Annotated in this window: 28 protein-coding genes and 7 pseudogenes; 21 read left to right on the top strand and 14 right to left on the bottom strand. The window is 35.6% G+C overall.

The window, feature by feature from the left end; genetic code table 11:
- Positions 1-109: 109 nt before the first annotated feature.
- Entirely contained in the window at positions 110-1,039 is a 930-nt protein-coding gene (locus YN1551_RS12495; protein WP_012718001.1) for an IS5/IS1182 family transposase, read from the bottom strand.
- Positions 1,040-1,203: 164 nt separating this feature from the next.
- Positions 1,204-1,452 (bottom strand): annotated as a pseudogene (locus YN1551_RS12490) (IS256 family transposase); the annotation flags it as partial.
- Positions 1,453-1,485: 33 nt separating this feature from the next.
- Between YN1551_RS12490 and YN1551_RS16830 the strand changes: the two are divergent.
- A pseudogene (locus YN1551_RS16830) lies at positions 1,486-1,629 on the top strand (ISH3 family transposase); the annotation flags it as partial.
- A gap of 29 nt (positions 1,630-1,658) precedes the next feature.
- Entirely contained in the window at positions 1,659-1,820 is a 162-nt protein-coding gene (locus YN1551_RS17185) for a hypothetical protein (protein WP_187146879.1), read from the top strand.
- A gap of 122 nt (positions 1,821-1,942) precedes the next feature.
- On the opposite strand, the gene YN1551_RS12480 is transcribed toward YN1551_RS17185, so the two are convergent.
- A complete protein-coding gene (locus YN1551_RS12480; protein WP_012713004.1) occupies positions 1,943-2,467 on the bottom strand; it encodes a hypothetical protein in 525 nt (174 codons plus the stop codon).
- Between the two features lie 254 nt (positions 2,468-2,721).
- Positions 2,722-2,907: pseudogene (locus YN1551_RS16825) on the bottom strand (IS5/IS1182 family transposase); the annotation flags it as partial.
- 151 nt (positions 2,908-3,058) lie between these two features.
- Between YN1551_RS16825 and YN1551_RS16820 the strand changes: the two are divergent.
- A pseudogene (locus tag YN1551_RS16820) lies at positions 3,059-3,279 on the top strand (IS110 family transposase); the annotation flags it as partial.
- Positions 3,280-3,842: 563 nt separating this feature from the next.
- Here the strand turns inward: YN1551_RS16820 and YN1551_RS16815 are convergent.
- Positions 3,843-4,010 (bottom strand): hypothetical protein, encoded by a 168-nt coding sequence (locus YN1551_RS16815; protein WP_012718000.1) that lies wholly within the window; start codon positions 4,008-4,010, stop codon positions 3,843-3,845.
- A 473-nt stretch (positions 4,011-4,483) separates the two neighbouring features.
- On the opposite strand from YN1551_RS16815, the gene YN1551_RS12470 reads away from it, so the two are divergent.
- Complete coding sequence (locus YN1551_RS12470; protein ID WP_012717999.1) at positions 4,484-5,134, top strand: hypothetical protein; 651 nt, start codon at positions 4,484-4,486, stop codon at positions 5,132-5,134.
- A 313-nt stretch (positions 5,135-5,447) separates the two neighbouring features.
- Here YN1551_RS12470 and YN1551_RS12465 read toward each other — a convergent pair whose 3' ends face one another.
- Both YN1551_RS12465 and YN1551_RS16805 read right to left on the bottom strand, forming a co-directional pair.
- Entirely contained in the window at positions 5,448-6,518 is a 1,071-nt protein-coding gene (locus YN1551_RS12465; protein WP_012717998.1) for an AAA family ATPase, read from the bottom strand.
- A gap of 337 nt (positions 6,519-6,855) precedes the next feature.
- Positions 6,856-7,124: pseudogene (locus tag YN1551_RS16805) on the bottom strand (DUF1286 domain-containing protein); the annotation flags it as partial.
- A 316-nt stretch (positions 7,125-7,440) separates the two neighbouring features.
- Between YN1551_RS16805 and csa3 the strand changes: the two are divergent.
- Positions 7,441-8,088 (top strand): CRISPR-associated CARF protein Csa3, encoded by a 648-nt coding sequence (csa3, locus tag YN1551_RS12460; RefSeq protein ID WP_012715585.1) that lies wholly within the window; start codon positions 7,441-7,443, stop codon positions 8,086-8,088.
- Positions 8,089-8,463: 375 nt separating this feature from the next.
- Positions 8,464-9,330, top strand: coding sequence for an NAD(P)-dependent oxidoreductase (locus tag YN1551_RS12455; protein WP_012713009.1), 867 nt, complete (start codon positions 8,464-8,466; stop codon positions 9,328-9,330).
- Positions 9,331-9,424: 94 nt separating this feature from the next.
- Here YN1551_RS12455 and YN1551_RS12450 read toward each other — a convergent pair whose 3' ends face one another.
- Positions 9,425-9,700, bottom strand: coding sequence for an ATP-binding protein (locus tag YN1551_RS12450; RefSeq protein WP_048052375.1), 276 nt, complete (start codon positions 9,698-9,700; stop codon positions 9,425-9,427).
- Positions 9,701-9,727: 27 nt separating this feature from the next.
- A complete protein-coding gene (locus YN1551_RS12445; RefSeq protein WP_012717996.1) occupies positions 9,728-10,465 on the bottom strand; it encodes a ParA family protein in 738 nt (245 codons plus the stop codon).
- Between the two features lie 439 nt (positions 10,466-10,904).
- On the opposite strand from YN1551_RS12445, the gene YN1551_RS12440 reads away from it, so the two are divergent.
- A complete protein-coding gene (locus YN1551_RS12440) occupies positions 10,905-11,222 on the top strand; it encodes a hypothetical protein (RefSeq protein WP_048052374.1) in 318 nt (105 codons plus the stop codon).
- 36 nt (positions 11,223-11,258) lie between these two features.
- Positions 11,259-11,444 (top strand): hypothetical protein, encoded by a 186-nt coding sequence (locus YN1551_RS12435; RefSeq protein ID WP_012715589.1) that lies wholly within the window; start codon positions 11,259-11,261, stop codon positions 11,442-11,444.
- Between the two features lie 21 nt (positions 11,445-11,465).
- Here the strand turns inward: YN1551_RS12435 and YN1551_RS17755 are convergent, their stop codons facing one another.
- Positions 11,466-11,741, bottom strand: a complete 276-nt coding sequence (locus tag YN1551_RS17755; RefSeq protein ID WP_012952332.1) for a hypothetical protein — start codon at positions 11,739-11,741, stop codon at positions 11,466-11,468.
- Positions 11,742-11,744: 3 nt separating this feature from the next.
- Positions 11,745-11,825: pseudogene (locus tag YN1551_RS17750) on the bottom strand (DUF3782 domain-containing protein); the annotation flags it as partial.
- 96 nt (positions 11,826-11,921) lie between these two features.
- Here YN1551_RS17750 and YN1551_RS17745 point away from each other — a divergent pair.
- The 10 genes and pseudogenes from YN1551_RS17745 (at position 11,922) to YN1551_RS12400 (ending at position 17,408) form a co-directional block, all read left to right on the top strand.
- Complete coding sequence (locus YN1551_RS17745) at positions 11,922-12,128, top strand: nSTAND3 domain-containing NTPase (RefSeq protein WP_048052059.1); 207 nt, start codon at positions 11,922-11,924, stop codon at positions 12,126-12,128.
- Positions 12,106-13,017: a hypothetical protein gene (locus YN1551_RS12420; RefSeq protein ID WP_048052373.1), complete on the top strand. Its 912-nt coding sequence runs from the start codon at positions 12,106-12,108 to the stop codon at positions 13,015-13,017. The genes YN1551_RS17745 and YN1551_RS12420 overlap by 23 nt, the downstream gene beginning before the upstream one ends.
- 71 nt (positions 13,018-13,088) lie before the next feature.
- Positions 13,089-13,280: a hypothetical protein gene (locus YN1551_RS17740; protein ID WP_238527847.1), complete on the top strand. Its 192-nt coding sequence runs from the start codon at positions 13,089-13,091 to the stop codon at positions 13,278-13,280.
- Between the two features lie 218 nt (positions 13,281-13,498).
- Positions 13,499-14,659, top strand: a complete 1,161-nt coding sequence (locus YN1551_RS12415) for an IS110 family RNA-guided transposase (protein WP_012715521.1) — start codon at positions 13,499-13,501, stop codon at positions 14,657-14,659.
- Positions 14,660-14,699: 40 nt separating this feature from the next.
- A pseudogene (locus tag YN1551_RS17910) lies at positions 14,700-14,768 on the top strand (DUF4322 domain-containing protein); the annotation flags it as partial.
- Between the two features lie 3 nt (positions 14,769-14,771).
- The gene (locus YN1551_RS17735) at positions 14,772-14,909 is read left to right on the top strand and encodes a hypothetical protein (protein ID WP_080513590.1); all 138 of its coding nucleotides are present in this window, start codon (positions 14,772-14,774) and stop codon (positions 14,907-14,909) included.
- A gap of 44 nt (positions 14,910-14,953) precedes the next feature.
- Complete coding sequence (locus YN1551_RS12410; protein ID WP_012717995.1) at positions 14,954-16,021, top strand: IS110 family RNA-guided transposase; 1,068 nt, start codon at positions 14,954-14,956, stop codon at positions 16,019-16,021.
- 208 nt (positions 16,022-16,229) lie between these two features.
- Positions 16,230-16,418, top strand: a complete 189-nt coding sequence (locus tag YN1551_RS17730) for a hypothetical protein (protein ID WP_238527846.1) — start codon at positions 16,230-16,232, stop codon at positions 16,416-16,418.
- Positions 16,370-16,639, top strand: a complete 270-nt coding sequence (locus YN1551_RS17725) for a hypothetical protein (protein WP_238527845.1) — start codon at positions 16,370-16,372, stop codon at positions 16,637-16,639. The genes YN1551_RS17730 and YN1551_RS17725 overlap by 49 nt, the downstream gene beginning before the upstream one ends.
- Before the next feature lie 340 nt (positions 16,640-16,979).
- Complete coding sequence (locus YN1551_RS12400; protein WP_012713024.1) at positions 16,980-17,408, top strand: PaaI family thioesterase; 429 nt, start codon at positions 16,980-16,982, stop codon at positions 17,406-17,408.
- On the opposite strand, the gene YN1551_RS12395 is transcribed toward YN1551_RS12400, so the two are convergent.
- Positions 17,380-18,189, bottom strand: coding sequence for an HpcH/HpaI aldolase/citrate lyase family protein (locus YN1551_RS12395; RefSeq protein WP_012713025.1), 810 nt, complete (start codon positions 18,187-18,189; stop codon positions 17,380-17,382). The genes YN1551_RS12400 and YN1551_RS12395 overlap by 29 nt on opposite strands.
- 30 nt (positions 18,190-18,219) lie before the next feature.
- Positions 18,220-18,858, bottom strand: a complete 639-nt coding sequence (locus tag YN1551_RS12390) for a GntR family transcriptional regulator (RefSeq protein ID WP_012713026.1) — start codon at positions 18,856-18,858, stop codon at positions 18,220-18,222.
- 258 nt (positions 18,859-19,116) lie between these two features.
- Between YN1551_RS12390 and YN1551_RS12385 the strand changes: the two genes are divergently transcribed.
- Genes YN1551_RS12385 through YN1551_RS12375 form a run of 3 tightly spaced genes read left to right on the top strand, consistent with a single transcriptional unit; the run spans position 19,117 to position 22,026 of the window.
- A complete protein-coding gene (locus YN1551_RS12385) occupies positions 19,117-19,758 on the top strand; it encodes an IS607 family transposase (protein WP_012717993.1) in 642 nt (213 codons plus the stop codon).
- Positions 19,742-20,953: an RNA-guided endonuclease InsQ/TnpB family protein gene (locus tag YN1551_RS12380; protein WP_012717992.1), complete on the top strand. Its 1,212-nt coding sequence runs from the start codon at positions 19,742-19,744 to the stop codon at positions 20,951-20,953. The genes YN1551_RS12385 and YN1551_RS12380 overlap by 17 nt, the downstream gene beginning before the upstream one ends.
- A gap of 44 nt (positions 20,954-20,997) precedes the next feature.
- Positions 20,998-22,026, top strand: coding sequence for a HoxN/HupN/NixA family nickel/cobalt transporter (locus YN1551_RS12375; RefSeq protein WP_048052372.1), 1,029 nt, complete (start codon positions 20,998-21,000; stop codon positions 22,024-22,026).
- Positions 22,027-22,595: 569 nt separating this feature from the next.
- Here YN1551_RS12375 and YN1551_RS12365 read toward each other — a convergent pair.
- Positions 22,596-23,726 (bottom strand): mandelate racemase/muconate lactonizing enzyme family protein, encoded by a 1,131-nt coding sequence (locus YN1551_RS12365; protein ID WP_012717989.1) that lies wholly within the window; start codon positions 23,724-23,726, stop codon positions 22,596-22,598.

Genomic DNA, 23,726 nt, shown 5'->3' with positions numbered 1-23,726 from the left:
TCAATATGAGGGAAGATTAATATTTTATTGTAATATAAAATAACTTATAGTTGAGAAAAAATGAATTTCAAACATACCCCATATTATTCTAGTTAACCCTAGCCTAGGGTTAACTAGAGAGTTTGACAAATTCCTCTTGCGGAACTTTTGCTAACACGGAAGTGTAAATCAAGGAATTGTAAATTATTCCAATAACGTAAACAAAAACCTCAACCATATCCTTGTTAATAGCGTAAGGTCTCCAATACCTCTTCAAGAAAATACCAAAGAATTCAACATAACGTCTAAAACTAGAAAAACCAATTATCCAAGTTGAGGGCATTCCCAAGAAACCCCTATCAACAACCTTATAACCACTCATACCAAAACCAACCTTATTATCGGGAAAGTTTGCAAACTCAACTTGAATTGCGTGAAGAATCATGGTTGGGGAAATAGCATATAAAACCTTGAAGCCGAAGAAACTCCTACCCCTCTTCTTCGCAAACTCACCCTTAAATCTACGATGAATCTTAGCCCTCATATAGTAGTAAATTAAGTTTGCTGCTTCCCTAAACTTTCCTTGTCTCAAGTTGAGTTCTAGCTTTTTCTTTAATGTCTCCTTGTTTCTCTTTCCGAAGGGTACTTCGATTATGTTGGAATCTATTGCCCAGAGTTTGTTAACTTTGCCGTATAAGGCACTACTTGGCAAGTAGTTTTCTAGTTTGCTTAGCTTTTCCTCAAGTTCTTTTGCGTATTCCTTGAATGCTTTCTTTATTTCTCCCCTAAGTTTCTTTGCCCTTCTGTGGTTTTCGGATTTTGACTTGCGTTCTCCTAGAAACCATCTTACTACAATGTCCGTGTAATAGTATGCTTCTACATCTCTGTAGGAGCATTGCCATATTATCATGACGATGAGTACTCTAAGTATGTATAGGTCTAGTGATGATAGTGCTTTTGAGGTGATTAGTATGTAGTGCATTTTCAAAAGAGTTTTATGCCTTGATGATAGTTTATCATAGGGGACCGGGAGATTGTAGTATTCTATCCAAGGTTTCATATCTCCCAATCCTTGTACTACGTCTTCCCGGTCCCCTTTAAGTATTACTCAAGATTTTACTCCAAGTGAAAATTCAAAATTTCTCAAGAGTTTATGCTTTCTTTTGAGTTATTATCTATAAACTTATACATAGATTTATTGAATTATTTACACTTGGGATGCTCTCTTAATACTCCGTCTCCGGTTCCCAGATATCTGAAGTAGGTCCCGTTCTTGTGGTCGTCCTCAACTTCTAGGTAGGCTTCCCTCTCTTCCATCATGGCCTCTTGCAAGATTATCTCCTCTATTTCCCTTAGGCTAACTCCTTCTTTGATTGCCTTTCTTATCTTTTCTCTTATTTCTTCCATTACCTTCATGGTATTACTCTCCCTTATGGTATTACCCCTTCCGGGGTTATTTTTACTTTTTGTCATTATTTTTCACCTTTTGCTACCACAACTATAACTGGTAGCCCCTGGAACTACGCAACTGCGACGACAAAGTTTAATGGGAAAGTGCTCCTACTGGCCTTCGTCACTCAAGTCAAGGGGATGACTAAGGAAGAGATCGTGAAGGCCCTCGTGGAGCAAGTCGTCGCGATGGGGTTCAAGAAGTAAGAAAGGGAGAAAACATTGATGAAGTGAGACTAGTAACTACATCTAATGCAGAAGCAAAGAAGGCATGGAAAATGCTAAGACTTATGTTTGTATGTTGTATTCAAGACAAATTTCCTAAAGTAGAAATTAGTGAACATCCATTTGATATTGAAGATATTTACACTGAGGATGACTTAAGGAGTTAGAGAATTTATCGAAAAACAGTTGAGAGAGCATCCCAAGTGCAAATAATTGAATAAATCTATGTATAAGTTTACAGATAATTATTCAAAAATAAGATAACTTTATGAGAAGAAACCCTCATCGTCTAAGTATTTTTAAAGTTTTTACCTAATTTAACTCTAGTTCCCTCAATTATTATTCCCTTATTTTTCATCGTTCTTAAGTATGCAGCATATTCTTCTCCTAAATCTTCTCTAACCTTATCTAAGGTTGTTTCTCCTCCTGCAGCTGTTAAATAATCTATCAATTCAGCCTCAATTTTGTCCGGAGTTAAATTCCTTTTCTCTTCTATCTTTTCAATTTCTTCTTCATCCTCTTCTTCATCTTTTACAACTTCCTTACTTTTCTTATACTGTTCATATGAAAGCTCGTCCAGTTTGGTGAAAATCCTAACATGCCTCCTATAAGCCTCTATTATCCTATATGCTATATCTAAAGCTTCTTGGTCAGATAATCTAATTATTTTATCACTTTTATCGTCACCGATTCTTATAAAAAACCCACCATCAATTACATTTCCATCTTTTATTACTGGGGGTGATTCTCCTACTCTTATCCAAATAGTGCTACCATCAGCCTTTTTATGAACCTTCCTGACTATAATTGGCATATTTATAATATTCAGTTCCAGCTTTAAAAATCATTTTTAGCAGATATTAAGTATTACTTGTATTAGTGAACTACCCAGCCCTTACAAAAAATTGGACGTTCAGTAATAAATTTATATAGGGTTAAGAAGCTTCAGGAGTAAAAACTTTTACTTGAAAATTGCTTTGTTTACCTCTTCAGTTTATTTCATAAGCATGATATGTTGCACTGAGAATTTTTTAGTAATTAATATTTATTTCAATATTCTTCTCAAGCTTATACCCTAATACCGTGAGCCCTACCGGCTACAGAATTCGTTAAATAAACCATCCACACGTAAGCCCAGAACTTGGCCTCAACCACTTGCCCTAAAAAACTTGTCGCTATAACGGATTCCCCAAAAGTACGCTTCACAGCAGAGAACAAGGACTCAATCCTCCACCTAACGCCATAACCCTTCTTCCCCCCCCCCCCAACGAGTGTGGCGTTCTATATAGGCATTACATGCCATGCCTCTTATATAAAATATATTAGTAGATCTATATTACACAGATCTGACTGGGGTGTAGGCCGTTGACTTCCTTGGGCTTAAAGCCCGAATAAAACATAAAATTTGGAGGCCCCAGTAGCACCAAATAATATACAAAAGACAAACTAGTAGTGTATTTTCAAGGTGGATTTTACGAGTTACCGAATAATAGGCAAGGATTTGAGAAGATAAGGCAGACCTTGTCTAAGGGTTGTAAAGTAGGTATTGAGAGTACTAGAGTTTATCACGTTAATCTTGCCAAGTGCTTGATGGGTGAGTACGACGTGATGATTATTAATCCCTTGCGAATCTCCTCCACTTCTCGTTTCTCTTAACATAAATTCCCTTTCTGTGAATACGTCTAATAAAATGTATAATGGACCGACTAAAATTTCCCAAATTGACGCTGTCAAGATTTGACCATCCGCACCGTAACCCATACTTAATACTATTATTACCGGCGTTGAAACAATAAGGCCCCAAAACAAGCTACTAAGACAATAGATCTGGACTTACTATTTTATGGAAATTTAGTAATAAATAAAAATTATCTAATCTTAACATATCCAGAAATAGAGAAGAGAGTTTCATAGCTATTCCCATTTACGAACTAAATAATAACTTGGCTTAAATAAAGCTCTAAAAGAAATAGTTAAAAAATTCACTAAAAATGAAATATGGTACTATTAGAAGATTATACGTATAAACTTAAGAGAGAATTAGGAATATAGAGTTAGGGCTTAATTTTAGCCATTAACCTCAGCTTGTATTAATGGTATTAAAAGTAATCAAAACTAGGCTAGTTACAAAAAGTGTATAGACTTAGGTTTGTAACTTATCTCTAACAGTTTTTATCAAAAGTATTGACTCACTTTCCTACCTGCCTTGAGCCAAATAAGAAATTCAAAGATAAAGGTTCAAGAGACGCTGGAAGCGTAACCTCCAGCTTCACTTTTGATTCTTGATACTTTCTATAATATTTGTTCTCTTTAATTAACTCTGGAGAAATCCACCACAAGTTTTGTTCCTTAATCATGTGTAGCAATATTCCACAAATCTTTATAAGTCAAAAAGCAGCTCTGATAACATTTATGGGAAAACGCCCAAAGTTTAAGACTACCTTGAAAATAAGAAATTAAAATATTAAAAATTAATTAATCATGAGTATCGTTAAGCCCTTGTAGAACTAGTAAATTGAATGAGGCAAACTTAAGATCTAATATGGAGAATTTATTAGTTTTACTGATTTTCAAAATTTCATTAATCTTAAATGTAAAGAGGATTTCAGGTCTAGTGAATAGTACTTATTAAGAACTGGATAATATTAAGAAGACGTTTAAGAGAAGAAAAATATTCTAAATTTTATTATGTAATTTCTAGCAGTATGAAGTAAAAAATTTCAAACTACATATCAACAAAACCATTCTTATATTTTCTATAAAATATCTCAAGTAACTATTAATCAGTAGTTGGAATAGATTTAAATGGACATCAGTAGATGAGATCTTAATGAGGTTGATATATCCATTTTTAGCAATTACAATTGTTTTAGCATCTATGTTTACTTTTTTGTTTTTTGCCCACACTATATATTCTAATTTATTTATAAAAACACATTCTAATGAGGAACGTATAGCCCAATATTCATCTGGAGACCTTCATCTTTATCTTAAGCTAAATACAACAAAAATAAGCCCAGGGGAAGGGGTTGGAATTATAGTAGAACTATTTTACAATGGAACAAAACCGATTTACGTAAATGTGAGTAATGGCAGTGTTCTTCTTCCGTCTCCATATCCATGTGGCTCTCAAGTCCTTGTAGGGTTAAAAGTGTTCAAAGGATATTATACCACCTCTAATATATCTTTAGCTAAACCCTTATCACTTTATGAACCGGGAACCTATTTCTGCCCGCTTATTTATGCAGTTACACAGTATAAGTTATTACCGTTGAGCGACCAAGTACAATTAATATACAACGGAAGAGTACAAGCAACGTTAAATGCTGAAATTTCAGCTTCTCTTAACGGGTGTTGGATAACAAACTCTATTAGTTCATTATCTGGGGGAAAGTTTACATTCTTTCAACCGGGGGTTTATACTGTAGAAGCTGTTGACTATCTCAACCAAACTGTCTTAGGGTACTTTACAGTAACTTAACGTTAGTGTTTTCGAAAAATCATTAGCCTTTTTTCCGTTTAAAATCGCTACCATTAAAAAGCTAGAAAACTATCAGATTTACTACTATTTAGAGAAAGACAAAAACGTGATTATTCTTTGATCAGAAGTGTTAAGTTTCATTAAAGTTATAATTATTTTTCTAAACACTTTATTAAGATTACAAATAAAAAGAGATTTTATCATTATTATTATACAAAACTGAGTTAATCTTAGAATTGATTAGGCTTTCATTATTTTGAAGTAGTCCCTAGTTTAGAAAAATAAGCTAAATAGAGTTTAAGCGCATCTTAACTTAAATAAACGCATTTCGAGATGAAAGCTTTTCGAAATCGATATCCTTTAATATGGGATCTGTGATTGTATACTCTCTCCTTTCTCCTCTAGTTACGAAATTACCATTAATTAAAGCATCTAAAGCTAAGCTTAATTCCTTATCATCTACTTTTCCCATCTTTATTTCAACGCCTCTCTTTATGTCTTTCCATCTATTTACGAACTTGAGAGTTTCCATGACTATAAGATAAAGTTGCTTATTTGTTTTGCTCTCTAAGAAATGATTAAATTCTTCTATCATTATCTTTTTTCCCTCTTCTAGCGTTAAGTTTAAGGCTTCTTTAAAGTCCATCCTTCTTATAGCATAAAAATTGCCGAATAGTGTTAACCAGCCTACTATTCCATCTAACTTTTTCACAACCTCATTTTCTTTATCAAATCTAACGTTAAGTTCCTCCATTCCCTTCCTTAAAAAGCCCTTAGATAACTCCTCATTAAAAGGTTTAAGGTTAAGTAGAGCTGGTGGCCTACCATGAAGGGGAGATGAAGCAGATGGGTTAATTAGAGTCTTTGTAACACCCACATAAGAGCCAGTAAAGATGAACTTGACTTTAGGGTTTGTTGAAAAAACGTTACCTAAAACATCCAAAAATTGCCTACTAGCCTTAGATATTTCCTGAACCTCATCAATTCCTATAACAAATTCTTCTTGAATAGAATTAAATAATTCTATTAGACTATTGGCTGCCTTAGCGTTTCTCTTTAACTCAATTCCCGCAGAACCTACTACAAAATTAATACTAACTCTTAAATTTATCTGAGTTTTACTCTTGTTTAATTCTAAAATTATTAAATTCAATAAAGAATTTAAGCTTCTAACTCCCCTTAAACTTACATAAATCCCTTTAAAACCATACTTTTTTCTAAGCTCGTTAATAACAACTTTCATTAGGCTAGTTTTACCTATTTCTCTTTGACCGCCTATTATAACCCAGTTTCCCGAGAGTATCTGGTTTATAACATATTCTATTTCATAGTCCCTTCCGAATAATTCTTCTCTATTCTGCTTAGGGTGAAGATCGAATAACAACTGTAGTCACTACAGTAACTGGTGATACTACAGTTAAAAAGCTTAATAGCGTTGTAATATGGTTCTTATGAACTTAATAGATAGTTATGGTTTAAATTAACAGCTGTGGAATTTCCCGTTAAATATTTACTTTAAAGTTAAGATAAAATTCAATAATTATTAAAATAATAAATAATACTGTAATAAAATAACTAGTAGTTACGTAGAAGCGTTATAGTCTTATGAAGAAGGAAAAACTTCCTTACATTAAGTGCAAGTCCTGCGGTTACGTTTTTTTTATATCCTAGGGATTTCTGTGCTAAATGCAACTCTTCTAGCATCATATTCTCTTGTGGTCTCACTTATTATCTTGATCATGATCTCTAACCTCTTTTAATGCAGGATTATCATAGGAGAAGTGTGCTAGAGCAAATCTTTTCCACTTCTCATTCCTCTTAACATAAATTCCCTTTCTGTGAATACGTCTAATAGCATGTGAGAAGGGCCTACTAAAATTCCGTCTAGAATGATATCATATAACAAGTAATGATCTGGATAAAAACAGTAGATTATCATAATCATAGGAAGTGTAACCAATAATCCCCATCCGATACTTCTGGGCACCGTTAGTATTCCGAAAAGTTTATAGACTGGTATTTCCAAATTGAACAATGCAAGATTTGGTTCAAGCTTATGAGGAAGAGAAGGATGCGAGAATTAATGAGAGGATAAGGGTTTTAATAGGCATATGGCATCGGCTTACTTAATAGCATTAAGGGGATTAGAAATGATTAAAAATAACGAGTAGTCACGTAAAAGTGTTACAGACTATAACAACAGTAACAACTTTATACAATCAAAAGAGAGAAGTTATGGCGCAAATACTACGCCTTAATTTTTCACATTTCGTCAAACTTATAACTTATTATAAAATAATATATCTGTGGAAGGGAATACACTAGTATTTGGATTAGGCTTTACCTCAGAGTACATAGTTAGAAGTATAACGGAAAGGGGAAGGGATAACATTGATGAGGTAGTTCTCATTGGAGTGTTTAACATTGACGACTTTAGGAGGAAGCAAGCAGATAATGCATTAAATGACGTGAAGAAGTTTCTAGATATTATAAACGTGAAGTATAAGTGGAAGTACGTTGACGTTAACAAGGACTTCGCAGAAATCCTCTATGAAGTTGCCAATGAATTATCTGGTAAAAATAACTTGGAGTTTTACTTGATTGGTGGGATGAGGATAATTAACTTCGTCTTGTACTATTACGCAATGCTAGCTAAAAGGTTTGGGCTAAACGTTAGGGTTTTCAATTATACAGAGGATATGTCCAAAAAGTACGAATTGCCAGTGGAAATTCCTAGAAGGCTAACTGATAGTGAGGCTGAGATCTTGAAACTGTTTAAGTTCGAGAACTCCATTGAGATTAGCATAATGGCTGATAGGCTTCAAAAAACTTTATCAACTATTTCAAAACAAGTTAGTGAAATGGAAGAGGAGGGATTTTTGGAGTGTACAAAGACTAGGCCTAAAACGTGTAGGAAAACTATTTTGGGTAGGATTGCTTTGACATTTATATAACAATATTTATATTTAATTAAAAGCAGAGTGTGGAGCTAAGTAATAAATCTTTCGATCGAACTTGAAACACAGTCTCAGCTAACATTTCCACGTAGGCACTTTCAACCCACGTGGTGATTGAGGGGAGGGCTTATCTATTTAGGTTCTACCTTATAAATTATTTCAATTTTACCGAAACTAACGTGAAACTTACTTTTAATTTAACGCTTCTCTTCGAATTTAAGGAAAATCGATGAGTCTAACGTCTAAGGAAGTTGAAGCATTAAACAAAGCAATACAACAACATCTATTAAATACAATACATAAATAGAGACCTTTTCTCAACCACAAAGCTTTAGAGACTATTACCAATATTATTAAGCGGTGGAGTCAAGTATGAGAGTTGGTTTTATAGGACTAGGCATAATGGGAGGGTCCATGGCAATGAGGATACACAAAGCTGGATTCCCATTAATAGTCTATAACAGAACGAAAAGTAAGACAGAACTCTTCGCAAAACTTGACATACCAATCGCAAATACGCCAAAGGAAGTAGCTGAGAAATCAGATGTAGTAATAGATATGGTTACCGATGCACCAGACGTTGAGGAAGTACTCTTTGGACCTAATGGTGTGATTCAAGGAGTACATCAAGGCTTAATCGTTATTGATATGAGTACAAATTCACCAGAATACGCAAGAAACTTCGCGGAGAGATTAGCCAAGTACGGTATTGAGTTCTTAGATGCCCCAGTTACTGGAGGTGATAAAGGCGCAAGAGAAGGCACCTTAACGATAATGGTTGGGGGAAAGTATGAGATTTTTCAAAGGGTTAAACCCATATTTGAGGCCATGGGAAAGACAATAGTTCATGCAGGAGGAGTAGGCAATGGGCAAATGCTCAAGCTATTAAATCAGACAGTTGTTGGAATAAACATGTTAGCGGTAGCAGAGGCAATGGCATTAGCTAAAAAGGCGGGAATAGACATGGAAAAGCTATTCACAGTACTATCCACGGGTGCTGCCAACTCCTTTACTGTGCAATACTATATGCCGAAAATGATGAAAGGAGATTACGAACCAGGATTTAGAGCTGCACACTTAAAGAAAGACCTAAAGTACGTATTGGAAACGGCAAATAAGTTAAATGTACCTTTACCTGGTACAGCACTAACACTACAACTTTATAATGCCCTAGTAGCTAAAGGATTAGGAGAAAAGGGAACACATACACTCATAAAAGTATATGATGATTTGTCTTAATTAATACTTCAGTGTTTTTTAATACATGGTAATTTAAAGCTATAGAGTCGATGAAGAGTAATAACATAATAATAAATAAAGAAGACTACCTAAATCAGGTCAATAAAAACTTATATAAGGGGATGAGTTTTATCTTCTTACCCTCCCTTTCCTCTTCGCTCTCAATATCGTAAGTGATCACTATTAACTCCTTAGTTCTTAACATTTCCTCAGCCTTTAGAAGAGATCTTATCTCCCTCTCTTCGATCTTATCTGAAGCGTAAGTCACTTGCAGCAGACGTGAGTTAATTTCGTCATAAAAATCTATTTCGAAGTCCTTACCTTTAACGTAATATAGCCCTTTTAATTGGTTATCGAGTGTCGACAACATTTTTATTAATGAGTATGAATGCTATCTCTAATATAAAATTCCCTCTATTAATTTTCCCAACTTCTGCATTTCTTCCACTTCTCCTATATTGCTATATTGTACCAACTTCTCGTTAAAGGGAATGATAAGTGTATCACATTTTACAATCTCACTAATTTCTCTAGCCATTTGGCCAATTTCTTTCTGAATATCACTTATCGGAGGTACCATGTTAATTACGAAAGCGAGGGGTTTTGCTTTAGTTCCATTTATTGTATCTAAAAAATATTTTACGACATTTGTAATATCATTCCTAATGGCGTCAGTAATTCCTACTGTAGCTATGAGATAGTCAGGGAAATTTTTCTTAAACATTTCGTATTCGTCATACACTAATGGATCATTAGTTCTGAAAATTCTACCGTAATCTACTATGATTACATCATAGCCCTTCGATATAACATCAACGTAAGCTTTTTTAGCTTTTTCACCAATGTCTTTCATCTTATCATGTAACTCTTTCTCATTTACAGGTTCACTATATAACTTAAATAACGTTAAGTTGTTATTAACCTTATACTCATATTGCTGGTTGCCTAAACCTTCTACTATTGCTTTATGGAAACCAAGACCATTAAATCCTAAAATTAAAGACCCCATGGAAAGTAGATCCTTATCAATATATAACACATTATATCTCTTGGAAAGATATAATGCAGTATTCAATGCTATTGTTGTCTTCCCTACACCTCCTTTTAAACTTATAATACTAACCCTAATCTTCATTATAGATAAGTGGCAAAATGAGAAAATAAAATTTTCTCATAGCAAAGACTTTCCTCTCATACTTATTGAGCTAGTTTCTGTCCAGATTTTTTCTAGTTTTTGTAAAAGTTTGGATGTTAACCAATATAATCTTTTTCATAAAATACCCTAAAGGGACTGGAAATGCTAAGTTAGTTTTCTCTCTAACCTTCTCCGTTATCCAGAAGGAGAGGGATTGTGTTATTCTCCTTTATTGATACAATATTAGGTAATTTTATAAACGGAATTTTGCCGGTTTTCCTAATCTTCTTTTACTAAACCTCTTCATTCCTCCTCAACTACACTATCTATTACTCACTTTCTCTATTGTATAGCGGAATCTCTCTTTTCGTCACAGAGAAGTATAAAGAAGGCAATATTCTCACCGTTGTGTTATTGTTTAGGGGTTTAGTAACTGCCGTTGTATTGTTTTTCCCTATTGTTTACTCCGGTCAATTTTTCAATAATTCACATAGCGTTATTCTGGCTTTTACTTACTCTTTACGGTTCCTTTATATCACCGATAATCCAAATGAGAATACCTAAGGAATCTATTGCATCATATAACGGTTTTATTGCAACTTTAGGAAGCGCGTTCAATACTTTGGGAAACTTAACGCTTTCGTACTTAAGTTTAATCGTTGGTCAGAAGGAAGTAGTTGTAACTGCGTCAATTCTCTTAATTTCCTACACTTTGGTAATAACTTATGTTTTTAAGAACGAGTTCCGACAATTATAAAATGATATAAATAGCTGGATTCGATCATTTATATTCATGAGAATTGCTGAAGATTACGAGACTATCGAGGCTTTTTCTACTGTGGAAGATGACCTACATGAAAGAGGATATGATTTCGTTAACATTAATATTTACCCTTTGAAAGTAACAGAGCTTCCCATAGCTTTACTTGTTGAAGAGATGTTGAATTCTCGTCACGATATCATCTCCATAAGGGCGTGACAATCTACGGATTAATTATATCTATTCCATATCTTTTCCCATTGCCTTTAGTTTACCTGGATATTTGTCATGTATAAAAGGTGTTACAACTATTACTCTAGATATTTTAACGTTTCTGTTTTTCTCGTAAAATTCTTTCTTTTTCTTAATTACAGGCAGATCTCCTCTTTTTATAGCTGAAGTTATTTCTATCATTATTATGTTCCCGTCCTTTACTATTAAATCATATTCGACATCAGATGGCTCTCCATAAACTTCCCCATTTTTATCGTATAGTAGCTCCTTACTGACAACCATTCCCTCAGACTTTATAATCTCATATACGCCTTGCCTAAAAGCTTCTTCATTTAATAGTCCCCACCTTGCACCTAAACCTGTAATAATAGTTTATAATCTTTTTATATCGTCTTTTGTTGCAAAACTCTTTAAACTACCTAACCATAATGCTTTAATTCTATATTTAAACATGAATTTTAAATGAGGAGAATTTTCAAAGCAAAGCACATTGAAGAGATGCTTAGCGATAAAGATAAGGTATTTATAGGAGGTCTACCTTTTAGTGGCAAAACTACTCTGATAAATAAATTTTATAATAAGTATAAAAATGAGGGAATACAATTTATTGAATTGCCTAAAAAATTCAACAGTGTTGATGAGTTAAATGAGTGGAAAAATAAAATATAAGGAAATTAGAAGGGGTATAATAGAAGGAAGAACTTACATAATAGACCTCTTATTAGGTAAAGTATCAATAGTTAATACACTATCTCTTCAATCTCCTTGTCTAGATTTTAGAGGAAATGCAGTAAGTATGAAGAATATAGATGCTATTAAGAGGATATATAAATATGGTATAAAGGATGATAAGGTAATATCTAAAATTTTAATGTACTCAACTGTTGCCATGCCAAATTATTTTACAATCATACCTAAATTAGTAAATGAAGGAATCGAGTTATATAAGCAAGGTAAGTTAGATAAGATCTTAGAGGTTGTGTTAGGAGTAAAGAGATTGTACTCCTCATTTCCTAAAATAGATATAAGTAAAGAGGATAGCATAACTTATGCTTTAGGACTAGTCTTACCTAGGGATATAGATTTTAAAAAGGCATGGGGCGAGTTAAGTGAAACGTGGAAAGAATTAATATATTACAGGCTTGACTCCGCATTAAGACTTCTGCCCGCTAGTGCAGAGAAAATCATTAGTCAAAAGGATATTAAACCGTTAGGAGATAAAGTGAATATAGCTGATATAGAACCCTTTTTCGTAGATTTAGCTGAATGGGGGAAGTCAATTATTCTTGAAGGTAATAATCTCTGTATAGTAGGTCCATTACGCTCCGCAAAATCTTCCCTAGCAAATTACATATACTCTACGGTTAATTCTAAAGATGTTTCTTTGTTAGATTATAATAATTATGATTTGTTAAATTTAGATAAGAAAATAAAATTAGAAAGTAAAAAATATATTACAGTTCTTACTGACGATATTTTTTATTCAATCCCTACAGAATGTAACCTTAGACCCCAAATTCATTTTACAAAAATAATTGCATTGTATAATTTTTTCTAACCCAGAAAATTTTGTAATTAGAGAAAAAGTTAAGGGAGATGTAGTCTGGTATTACTTTAGGGGAGAAACACTTGACAACACCAGACTACATCTCCCCTAAAATACGTGTGCAAATCGAGGAAAAATTATTTTCCATCATAAACTTCAAGGGAAGAAGGGCAGAAGAAGTCAAGAAAACACTCCTCCTCCTACGGGGCAATCCACGCAAAACAAGAGAACGAATAAAACCAAGTATTACAAGAGAAAAGGAAATAAACAAGTAAGGAGAAAAACAACATAAGCTCATAGAAAACATGGGGATAAAACCCCATCTACAAGGCTAGCTGTGAAGCCCCTAGAACGATCTAACAAGAGGGGATAAAAACCCCCGAGTAGGAGGTTGTAACAAAATACTCTAGGGGCTGAAACACTTAACACTATGCAAAGAAAACAAGGTATTATGAGAACAAAAAATATCTCGAGAAACGCGTAATACACAAGCATGGAATTAAAAGTTACAAACAAGGCCTTCGCAATTGATATTTCACAAAGCAAACTAACAGCAGCAAAGGGAGAACTAGTAGTAGAACAAGAAAAATCAGCAGTATACGTCAAGGAGGTAAAGGAATTCAACCACGACAACGAGGGAATAGAGGAACTAATTAAATTCCTAGGAGAATATAAGGAAGGAATAATAGAGGCAACTGGAATATATTACTTCTACCTACACGAAAAACTAACGGAAAAAGGATACAAGGTAACAGTAATAAACCCACTACACCTAACAGAAATACTAGGGAAAAAGACAGACAAACTCGACGCACAAAGGTTACTAGTAGCACACATGACCGGAGTAATCAAGGGATCATACATACCAACAGGAGAAATAATGGAGCTAAGAGAACTAACGAGATATAGGGAAAGCTTAGTAGAGAAGACAACACAAGTAAAGAACGAGATAAGGAAAATATTAGAATTCGCGGGATATAAAATACAACCATTCGACAAGAAGGGAAGAAAACTACTTGAAAAGCTAGTAAAGGGGGAGGGACTAAGCAAGGAAGAGAAGGAGGAACTAAAAGAAAAACTAGGGAGAAACTTAAACGACGCGGAAAAACTAGCGTTAAAACAATTAGTTGAACTGTTAAAAAACTTGGAGAAAATGATTAAGGAGGTTGAGGATATGATAATTTCCAAGATTCCAAAACCAGTAATTGAGTTGAGTAAGATCCCCGGGATTGGTTTGATTAGTGCTGCAACTATTTACGCTGAGTTCGGTGATGTTTCCCGTTTTTCCAGTTCTAAGGCTGCTAGGGCTTATGCAAGCTTTGCACCCAAAACTAAGCAGAGTGGTGATAGCGAGTCTCACTCCGGTATGATTAGGGGTAATAAGTATTTGCGTAGAGCTCTCTACTTGGTTGCCAAGGTTGCTAGGGGTCTTGAGCCTTTTAAAGGGTATTATGAGAGGCTTATTGCTAGGGGGAAGAGTGTTACTCAAGCTACTTGTGCTCTTGCCGGAAAGCTTGCAAGCATTTGTTATCATGTTATAAAGGACGGTGTTTACAAGGGAGTTGTCAAGAAGAGTTTTAGGATTCCTAGGGGTAAGGAAGTTAATGTCAAGGACTTCGACGTGGGAGACGCGCTAGACTCGTTATCCCCATAGGTTTGTTAGAGGCGTCAGCATGTAGTGCCTTGTAACAGCAGCACTAACAAAAGATTCAGTAGAAAACAAGGCAAAAGAGTTTGGCATATCACCACAAACAGTTAGAAACTACGTGGAAGAACAACCACAAGTAATAGACCAAATGCTAAACGTGATCAAAACGATTTCCGTTAAGGAACTAGGTGGAAGAAAACGTGTAAAAATATCAATAGACTGGACATCAATAGAATACAAGGGAAAACCTATATAGGTTTATTAGTCGGGGAGAGTAATACTCTCCTCGACTGGGGAAACATGGTCGACGTGAGTTCTGAAGCAAAGTCTTCGGCTACGGGCGTGACTAACCCCTACCGTCGGACTGAACATTATGATAAAATTCACGAATATAGGTGTGACAAAGAGGTAGGGGTAATAGGAATAGATATATCAAAAGAACATTTAATAACTAGCAGGGGGAGGGTGAGAAGATACGAGAACAGTAAGAAGGGTTATGAGGAAATCCTCAAGATGAAACCTTGCGTAATAGTCCTAGAGCCTACCGGAGTATACGCAATAAGGCCTTCACAATACTTCAAGGAGAAAGGGATAAAAGTACTACAAGTCAGCCCAAACGTGTTATCAAGGGAAAAGGAGTTTAGGGGAAAGAAAACAGATTTTTACGACGCAGAAAAATTAGAAAACATGGTTAACAAGGCTAAGGAGTACGATTACAACCCCTTAAAGGAAATGACAACACTCTTCCTAAAGGACATAGAGACGAAATACAAGAACAGGCTAAAGAGGGCATTATTCCTAGTAAGCGATAACGATAAGGTAAGCAAGGACAGGTTGGAAAAACTTGCGAAAGGAGATTTTACACGAGAAGAGCTCTACCAACTTGAATATACGCCAATAGTGCTTGAGGAGATCAAAATCTTGGCTAAAAACCTCCTTGAGATTCAAGAGAGGTTGAAGGAGGTTAGGAGGATGATTGAAGGGCAAGTCCCTCAAGACCACGTCCTATTAACGATACCAGGTGTTGGGAAGCTTGCAGCTGGTATTATTATTGGTATTGTTGGTGATGTTAAGCGTTTTCCTAAACCAGAGTCCTTTGTTGCTTATTGCGGTTTAGATCCCGTAGTGGAGAGGAGCGGGAAGGCTGTGGTAAGTAGGGGGATTTCCAAGAGGGGTAATAAGTACTTGCGTAGCTTGTTCTACTTTTTAGCAATGAGGAGTTATTCTAGGAACCCTACTTTGTTGAAGTTTTATGAGACACACAAGGATAGGTTGAAAGGTAGGAAGTTGTATGTTGCTTTGGCTAGGAAGTTGGCAAGGGTTGTTTGGAGTGTTTGGTATAATAATAGGCCTTATGAGCCTAAATAAGTAAGCCCTCCCCCGAATCGCCACGTGGGTTGAAAGGACCCACGTGGCAATGTTAGCTAGTACTATGCTTGAAGTTTGAGCGAAAGATTTATTACTGAACGCCCGTAGAAGGACTAGGAGGGTCAGAAAAAGGCTACGCGTGGAATTACGCAACAACAACCACAAGAGTAAAGCGAAAAACACTAACACTAGCATTCACGCGCGTAGAATGACTAGACTAAAGATAGTTGAAAGCCTAATACAACAAATACTAGCATTGGGCCTAGAAATAGAATTAGTAACACTAGATGCCGGTTTCTACTCAGTAGACGTGATCAACTACTTGTCAACTTCATCATTGGAGTACCCGTGGGTAAGGTTGGGATACATAGGAATTTTGATGGAGATTATACTGTAAAGTCAAATGGTAAGAAAGCGACATTTAGGCTAATAGTGCATCATGGTAGGGAAAAGGAGTACTTGGCAAAGGGGACAAACCTAGATGTAAATAGGAGTATTGTTGTGAAATGGTATGACAAGGTTAGGACGCCAATAGAAACATCATACAAGTTGATTAAGTCTTTCTTAATCTTTACCTCATCAAGGATTGGCTATTCCGCCTGTTCATCTTCGTACTAGCAATGTTAATCTATACACTATACTTGCTCCTCAAGGGGACAACGAGCAAGGAAGATTTCCGCTTACTCCTAACTATCTTGCTCTTGCAAGATAATATTACTATTTTGCAAGAATATTTAGTTAAATTATTTTATCCACTTTTTAACTCCCTTGAATTATTTTCGGGGTGATGAATTTGGGGTCTAGGGTTTAATCACGCATTGAAACAGTTGATCAATGAGAGAATAATACTTAAGGAGAATGAAAAGTATTCACTAATTGACCCACTATACAGTATAGTCCAATGACCCTTACGCCATGATGTAAGAAACTTTTTAATGATGAATGAAAACTTATTCTCATGTTATCGGCAAGCGAAGTAAATGAAATGCTTAAACAAGAGGAAATTTTCAATTTTATAGGAATCAAGTTTGAGAAACTTGAAAGAGGTTACGCAAGGCTAAAATTTAATTTCAACGAAAAGTTGACTAGAATAGGTGGGATTTTACACGGTGGAATAATATTCTCAGCAGTTGACTATGCAGGTAGCTACGCCGTGAGAACTTTGGAAAACGTGAAGGATGGAGTCACAGTGGAACTCAAAATAAACTTTTTGAAGCCAATGAAGGATGGTCCATTTATAGTAGAAGCTAGAATAATAAGTGAGGGAAAAAGGCTAATAGTAGTTGACATATCAGCATATGATGGTAACGGTAATTTATGCGCAAAGGCCTTAGGTACTTGGGTTGTATATAGGGATGCTAGCTCTGGAACTCAATTATCCTCTTAGCAATCTTATAATGCACGTAATCAACTAATTTATCATCTAACCTTATGGCACCCTTACCTTCTCTTTTTCCCTTCTCGTAGGCTTCTATAACCCTTTTAGCCCACTCGATTTCCTCCTTGCTTGGGGAAAATACCTCATTGGCAATGTCAATCTGAGAAGGATGAATAACTTGCTTTCCCAGGTATCCCAACTTCTTTGCTTCCTCACATTCTCTTCTAAATCCATCTAGGTTCTTCAAATCGAAGTAAACTTTATCTATGGCGTCAACATCGTAAGCCCTAGCTACACTAACAATTAAAGTCTTCACGTACTCGTTCTTTTCATAGAAATTATAGTCTCCACCAAGGGATAAGGAAAGATCAGCAGCACCATAACTTACAGCGACAACACCTTCAGACCTAACTATATCCTCAATCTTAACTAAACCCTTTGCAGTCTCTATTAACGGTATCAAGTATTTCCCAGTTGCCTTGTGGAGAAATGAGAGATCGTTTTCAGCCTTAGGTATAACAATACACGTGATCTTATCGTCCTTTGAAATTCTTGTAATATCCTTATAGGAGTCAAGTAGCTGTAAAGAGTTAACTCTAACGCATAACTCCCTCTTACCCCAATCCAATTCCTTCACAAGTTTAATTAGCAATTCCCTTGCTCTTTCCTTATCCTCTGGAGGTACAGCATCTTCAAGATCGAAAATTATCGAATCAGCCTTTAGTTCAATCGATTTTCTTATCATCTTTTCGGAAATTGCGGGAACGTATAACTGGGATCTCCTTATCATAAGTTAATAATGAGAATTGAGCATAAAATTTTATCTAAACAACACTGGTAGAATGTTTTGCTTCACGTATTCTAAAACTTTCTCCTCATGCATTCTCATCATATCATAAGCCAAATCTGGACTGCGATTCTTTATTGCTATTACTATACTCTCATGTTCCCTAAACTCATCATCCCTTCTCTGGAAGCTGGTAAACAAGGTTATCCTAACAATTTTTAGTTTTAATCTAATACTATCCAAAATATCCACAATGTATTTGTTGTGTGACGCCTCGGCGATGGTTCTATGTAAGTTACCGTTTAAGTTGGCTAAGGTTAACGGATCAGCATTTACTGACACCTTTATCTCGTTTAAAACGTTTATGATCTTGTTAATCTCATCTTGGCTAGCTCTTATTGCTGCTAGTTTAGCTGCTAAAGACTCCAGGTTAATTCTAACCTCGTAGAGTTGAAGAATATCACTTTCAGTTAACGGTATTACGGTGAATGATTTACCATTTTTTACTATTACTCCCTCCTTTTCTAACCTAACTAAGGCTTCCCTAATTGGGGTTCTACTAATCTTAAGTAATGACGCAAGCTCCTCTTCTTTTAGAGTGCTACCGGGCTTATATTTGCCAGTAATAATGTATTCCAGAATTTTCTCGTAAGCTATTTGTGATAATGACATATGGAAATGTTTCTATAGTAAACTTATAAGTGTTTCCATTTGAGTTAGTTTAAGTATACATGAAAGAAACATTTTTTACTGAAGAATTAGTATGAATTACGTTGGTATGAATTACTAAAGGATTTAGTAGTAAAGTTTAAATATTTTAATGGAAGACTGATTATATGGACAAATGGAATAAAGGAATGCCGTCTAGGGCTGAATCCTTTCTCACGTTAATAGAAATCTTTTTATATTTATTTATTATCAACCAATTTTGTGGAGAGACTACTGAGACCTAAGGAGGCTTGCCAACTGCTCAGCATCTCATACTCAACACTCCTACGGTGGATTAGAGAAGGAAAAATAAGGGCAGTAACAACTGAAGGAGGGAAGTACAGGATACCTTACAGCGAGATAAAGAAGTACTTAGAGAAGAGGGAAGAGACGAGGGCTGTAATTTATGCAAGGGTCTCCTCTACCGATCAGAGAGAAGACTTGGAAAGACAAATAAACTACCTAACAAATTACGCAACGGCAAAAGGTTACAAGGTAGTTGAAGTACTGAAAGATATTGCAAGCGGGTTAAACACACAAAGAAAAGGATTACTTAAGTTATTCAAACTTGTTGAGGGAAGGAGTGTCGACATCGTATTAATAACACACAAAGATAGGTTAACAAGGTTCTGTTTCGAGTACATTGAAGAGTTCTTCTCAACCATGGGAGTTAAGATTGAAGTAGTTTTCGGTGAGGAGCCCAAAGATGACGCACAAGAGCTAGTTGAGGACTTAATCTACATCATTACCTCATTCGCTGGGAAAATTTACGGAATGAAGAGTCACAAGAAAACACTCCTAGTTCAAGGTGTAAAAAAGTTAATAGGTGAGTTAAGTGGAGAGGACAGTGAAGTTAAGGGTTAAGGTTGACTATTCTACATACTCAGCACTTAAGGAGGTCGAGAAGGAGTACAGAGAGGTTCTAGAGGAGGCAATAAATTATGGGCTCGTAAATAAGACTACCTCCTTCACCAGGATTAAAGCTGGAGTTTACAAGACTGAGAGGGAGAAGCATAAGGACTTACCCTCACACTACATCTACACAGCTTGTGAGGATGCAAGCGAGAGGTTGGATAGCTTTGAGAAGTTGAAGAAGAGAGGTAAAAGTTACACTGAGAAACCGTCTGTGAGGAGAGTTACTATTCACCTCGACGATCATCTGTGGAAGTTCAGCCTCGACACGATTTCGATTTCCACAAAGAGGAGTAGGATTCTCATTTCACCAACCTTCCCTAAGATCTTCTGGAGATATTATAATAAGGGTTGGTTGATTGCGAGTGAGGCCAGGTTTAGGCTGATGAAGGGAAATGTTGTAGAGTTCTACGTCATTTTTAAGAAGGATGTTAAACCTTATGAACCTAAGGGTTTCATCCCAGTTGATCTAAATGAGAATTCAGTCTCTGTATTAGTTGATGGAAAACCGATGCTTTTAGAGACTAACACTAAGAAAATTACTCTGGGCTATGAGTATAGGAGGAAGTTGACAATCACTGGTAAGTCAACTAAGGATAGGGAAGTGAGGAGGAAGTTAAAGAGGCTGAGGGAGAGGGATAAGAAAGTAGACATTAGGAGGAAATTAGCTAAGCTGATCGTTATTGAAGCTTTTGAAAGTAGGAGTGTCATAGTTTTAGAGGACTTGCCAAGGAGAACTCCGGAGCATATGATAAAGGATATTAAGGATAAACAGCTTAGGTTGAGGATTTATAGATCTGCATTTTCCTCAATGAAGAACGTCATCATAGAGAAGGCTAGGGAGTTTGGTGTCCCCGTGGTCTTAGTTAACCCATCTTATACTTCCACTGTTTGCCCAGTTCACGGGTTGAAGATTGTTTATCAACCCGATGGGGGCGATGCCCCAAGGGTTGGTGTTTGTGAGAAGGGGAAGGAAAAGTGGCATAGGGATGTAGTTGCACTGTACAACTTAGCGAGGAGAGCTGGAGATGTGAGCCCCGTGCCGTTGGGCTCGAAGGAGTCCCATGACCCACCTATAAGGTGGTTGAGGGCTAAGTCCCTACACTCGATCATGAATGATCATAAAATGATTGAAATGAAAGTGTAGGGACAAACGGTAAAGAATCTCTAGTTAATGTAGTTCTATTTTATATAAGCGAAATAATTATAACTGGATTTCTCTTTTACTGGTTACTCGTATCTGCAAGAGTTGTGGGGAATACTCCCGTTAATATTTCGGAATCACAGATTAAGGGAACCTTCTTTACGCTTGGCGTATTAGCTTATTTCTTCGGTTTAAGACATGCTATAGATCCAGATCATCTAGCAGCAATAGACAACTCAACGAGAAAGTTAATTCAAGAGGGGAAACCAGCACAATTTACTGGGTTGTTCTTTTCGTTAGGCCATTCAATAATAGTTATATTATTAGCAGTTAGTTTAATAGTTGCAACCCGTTTTATCGTTTCCAATATTTCGATACTTGAGAACATGGGTAGCGTACTCGGTACGCTTATAAGTGGAGGATTTTTATACATTATAGGATCTCTTAACTTTGTTATTTTATTAGAAATTTATCAAATCTATAATCAATATACTATGAATAAGAATATGGATGAGAAGAAACTACAAGATCTCCTATTAAAGAGAGGATTTATGAGTAGATTTTTCGGCAAGCTGTTCAAAGTAGTAGATAAACAGCACTACATGTATCCAATAGGGGTACTGTTTGGGTTAGGATTCGATACGGCTTCAGAAACAGCACTTTTAGCCATTTCTGCAGCTGCAGCAGGGATATTTTTAAAATTACCCTTATGGAATCTTCTAGTATTTCCTTTATTATTTACAGCGGGGATGAGTCTTATTGACACTACAGATGGATTTTATATGAGCGGAGCTTACGGTTGGGCTTTTAGTGGAAATCCAATTAGAAAATTATGGTATAACCTAACAATGACTACTATATCAATACTAGTAGCTTATTTGATAGGGACATTGGAATTTTTGGGAGTAGTTCAAGCAGAATTTAACTTCAGTGGACCTTTTTGGGAACTAATTACAATAATAAATGGTGATCGATGGTGGTCAAGTATTGGGATGATAATAATTGGTACATTTGCAACAGCTTGGTTAGTGTCATTTATAATCTATAAAGTCAAAATTTCAAAATTTGAGCATTAAAGATGAAGTACTTATCTCATGGTGCACTTATTATTGGTATGGCAATATTCCCTTGAGTATAAAAAGCTCATATTTCTTAATTTTATGATAACTGTCATAAAACTTTTTATAGGAGATCTTCTTTTTATATCTATAGAATATTAAAGAGGCAACTATCAAAGTTGGAATTATAAGAATTATTTGTTCAGGGAAGAAGGAATTACTCATCAGTACCTCAGTAAACGAAAAAGATATTCTTCCAACATTTAAAAATATTTGCATATTTACTAAAAAATTAATTAATAGATTTTTGTTCGTAATATTCCAATTATATACATCAATGATGGGGTAAATTGGGCCATTCAGGTTTCCAAAGTAATTAAAAGTGAGGATAAGTTATGCCACTAGTAAACACGAATATAAGTGGGAAAAGGTTAAAGAGGTTTAATCTCGCTAACTATTAGCGACTGGTGTTAAGCTCAAATATATATCACCATTTAATTGTCTTTTCCTCGGTCATGTCTAAATTTCTTCAAAATTAGATAAAACTGTATAGGTTTTCTTCACACTTTTCTTGTAAATTCTTCGGATTATTTCCTTGTTAGTTTACTTTCTAGATCACTGAAATGTAATATTCTGAGCCTATTTTTATAACCATATTTTTCTATGTTTTCCTCTATAACTTCAGGGTTCTCTGAGGGATATATATAGCCATCTTTGAATTTTGGCAAGGAGTAAAATAGGTCGTTGGGAAAGTCCGCAATTGTATACTCCACCATTTCTATTTGGCTCTTTACTAGTCCGAGATTTAACGTGTATATCAAGGACAGTGGAGAAGCGTCAGGCCTATCGTGAGGCAATACTCTCACCTTATGTTTTGATGCCAAATCTAATATTTCTAGAAATTTACTTACCCCTCCAATCTTAGCAATATCTGGTTGTAGATACGTTATACCACTTTCGATCATTTTCTTAAAACCGTATAAGGAGTATTCATTCTCTCCGGCTGCAATAGGTATGGGAGAAAATTCAGTAAGCTTGGAAAGTAAATCGTAATCATTGGGAGGCCATAATGGTTCCTCTACCCATTCAATCTCATACTTATGAACCTTGTCCACGAACTCCTTAGCCTTATCTAGATTATCAAAAGGAGAATTAAGGTCAATCGCTATTTTAACTTCCTTATAATTCCCTCTTATAGCTTTAACCGCATCTATAACACTTGAAGGAGATTGATGAAGCTTAACTAAATCAAAACCTCTCTCTATAGATTTTCTAGTTGCAATAATAATATAATCAATTTTACCAAATCTGGGAAAACTAGCGTATACTTTTACTGAATCTCTAACTTTACCACCAATTAGTCTAGTCAATTCCACATTACTTTTCCTAGCTTTTAAACCCCATAATGCCATTTCCACAGCGCTTATGGCCCCGGAAACAACTCCGCAATTTCCAGCACTAAAAAGAATCTTCTCTAAAATAGTCCTAACGTCTGTTGGTTCGGTTAATTCTACTTTAGACAAAATTGGTATTACTATATCATTTATAATGGAAAGGTAAGAGTTTATAATTCCGCTCCCCGCTACTAATGTTTCTCCCCAACCGTAATCTTCTTCATCTTCAACTTTAACGTAGAGTTGCACATCCCACGTATCCTTCCAATCAGAGGGAGGATTAGTATTAAAGGGTATAGATAAAGAAAAAGGTTTTACCTTCAT

Origin of the sequence: Sulfolobus islandicus Y.N.15.51, assembly GCF_000022485.1 — an archaeon.
GTDB classification, from domain to species: Archaea; Thermoproteota; Thermoprotei_A; order Sulfolobales; family Sulfolobaceae; genus Saccharolobus; species Saccharolobus islandicus.
The sequence above is the reverse complement of the archived record's forward strand: the minus strand, read 5'-3'. Positions and strand labels throughout refer to the sequence as shown.